This is a genomic window from Streptomyces lushanensis, assembly GCF_001700515.1.
Lineage (GTDB): Bacteria > Actinomycetota > Actinomycetes > Streptomycetales > Streptomycetaceae > Streptomyces > Streptomyces lushanensis.
In genome coordinates, this window is sequence record NZ_MAUD01000657.1 from 354 (window position 1) to 727 (window position 374).

The 374-nt window shown below is 71.9% G+C and carries 1 protein-coding gene; it reads right to left on the reverse strand.

Annotated features, from left to right (window positions below; translation table 11 throughout):
• The coding region (locus BFF77_RS37585; RefSeq protein ID WP_245704040.1) for a bifunctional DNA primase/polymerase at positions 1–333 on the reverse strand (333 nt) is incomplete at its 3' end.
• Between the last annotated feature and the right edge of the window lie 41 nt (positions 334–374).

Consider the following 374-nt stretch of genomic DNA (forward strand, 5'->3'; position numbering starts at 1 on the left):
GAGCGCACGGAAGGTCGTCGCGCCGGAAGGCGTGCCCTTCTTGCTGTTGGCCTTGGGCATGTCCAGGTCCACGACCAGCAGCCCGGAGGGGCCGGTAGCGATCCCGATGTTGAACGGGCGCACGGACCAGGCCCGGCGGATGCGGGCGGGGTCGGTGGTCGCCCGGTCCTCCCACTTGCGGTGACCGGCCGCGCAGTCCCCGGTGCGGGGGCAGGCGGTCGAGCCGTGGAGGGCGGGGCGCTTGTCGCCGGGGCGGAGGGGGAAGACGTGCCAGCCGCGTTCGGCGGCGGCGAGTGTCGCGGACAGCAGCGAGGACGGGGGGTGATGCGTCATGCTGGATGCCTCCAGTTCCACTGTTGAGTTGTGCTGGATGA